The 1,814-nt window shown below is 68.1% G+C and carries 1 protein-coding gene; it reads left to right on the top strand.

Translation table 11 applies throughout. The annotated features are described in order from the left end of the window. Positions 1-1,814: putative bifunctional diguanylate cyclase/phosphodiesterase (locus PSSD_RS25815; RefSeq protein ID WP_058974217.1), on the top strand; the 1,814-nt coding region annotated here is incomplete at both ends.

The raw sequence follows: 1,814 nt of genomic DNA, 5'->3' as shown, positions 1-1,814 counted from the left end.
GATCCGCGCTTTTGCGACAGCCCGCTGGTGCATGGCTACCCGCACATCCGCTTCTACGCGGGGATCCCGCTCGCCACCCCGGACGGCCACCATATCGGCACCGTGTGCCTGACCGACACGCAGCCGCGCCCGCCGCTCACGGACGCGGACCGGCAGCACCTGGCCGACATCGCCGCGCTGGTGATGGACCGGATGGAGGTTCACCGGCTCGAGCTGCTGCGCCACGCCAGCCAGCAGCGGCTGGAGTCCATCTCGGCCACCTCCCCGGACGCCATCATCTGCACCGACCTGCGCCGGGGAATCACCTTCTGGAACCCGGCCGCCACCGCGATGTTCGGTTACGGGCCGGAGGAGATGGCGGGCCAGTACGTGGCCGGGCTTATTCCCGAGCGCTGCCAGACCGACTACCGCAACGAGCTGGATCGCCTGACGGCCGACGAGGCGGCGATTTCGCAGCCACGCACGCTGCAGATATGGGGGCTCAGGCGCGACGGCCAGGAGTTTCCGGCCGAGGTGTCATTCTCGGGCTGGATGGAAGGCGGCGAACGCCTGGTGGGGATGATCGTGCGCGACGTCACCGCCCGGCACGAGAGCGAGGCCCGTCTCTGCGAACTCGCCTCACTGGACATGCTGACACGGCTGGCCAGCCGCGGTGCCTTTATGCAGCAGCTGGGGCAGCTGACCGAGGCCGGCGTGCCTTACACCCTGCTGATGACCGACCTCGACGGCTTCAAGGAGGTGAATGACACGCTCGGGCACGCCGCCGGCGACGCGCTGCTCTGTCACGTGGCGGAGCAGATACGGCTGGTGTGCGTGGAGGCGGTCACCGCCGCCCGGCTCGGCGGGGACGAGTTTATCATCCTGCTGCCGGGCGGAAGTAGCGGTGCCGGCCTGACGGCGGAGCGCCTGATTGCCGCCGTGCAGACGCCTTTCACCTATCACGGCTCACCTGTGATAGTCGGCGCCAGCACCGGCATTGCTGCTTATCCCGAACACGGTGGGGACGCCTCGTCGGTGATGTCGGCCGCGGACCTGGCGCTCTACCGGGCCAAGGCCTCGGGCAAGGGCTGCAGCGTCCTGTTCCGGCCCGAATTCCTGGCGGCGGAGCAGCGCCGCCGGCGCTTTGAGCGCGAGCTGGAAACCGCGGTGCGCCAGCAGCAGTTCATTCTGCACTACCAGCCTCGCTATGACGCCGGTAGCGGCCGCCTGCTAGGCTGCGAGGCGCTGGTGCGCTGGCAGCATCCGGCCCGCGGCCTGCTGCTGCCCGCTGATTTTATTGAGATGCTGGTGAAAAGCCCGCTGTCCGTGACGCTTGGTGAATGGATTATCCGCACCGCACTGTCGCAGGTCCGCCAGTGGCAGGTCCGCCGCCCGGAGCTTCGGGTCAGCGTTAACCTGTTCCCGGGTCAGCTTTCCGGACCCGGGCTGGAAAGCGTGCTGCGCGAGTCGGCAGGCGGCGACGCCGCCTTTGTGGACCTGGAGGTTGACGAGCCGCTGCTGACGGGGCTTGTAGAGGAGATACCGGCACAGTTTGCGGCCATCCGGCGCACGGGAGCCGCATTTGTTATCGATCACTACGGTCGGACGCTGGGCGCAATCAGCCTGCTGCGGCACGGCTTCGTCAGCGGCTTCAAGATTGACAAGTCGCTGACCCTTGAGCTCGGCACCAGCATGCGCGTGCGGATGATGTTCAGGGCCATCGCGGCGCTGGGGAAAAGCCTCGGGCTCAGCGTGGCGGCGGAGGGGGTCGAGGACGCGGGGCAACGGACGTTCGTGACCGGCGCCCAGTGCGACATCATGCAGGGCAACGGGCT

The sequence above is a fragment of the Type-D symbiont of Plautia stali genome (assembly GCF_001485335.1).
Taxonomy (GTDB): Bacteria; Pseudomonadota; Gammaproteobacteria; order Enterobacterales; family Enterobacteriaceae; genus Pantoea; species Pantoea vagans_C.
The sequence above is the reverse complement of the archived record's forward strand: the minus strand, read 5'-3'. Positions and strand labels throughout refer to the sequence as shown.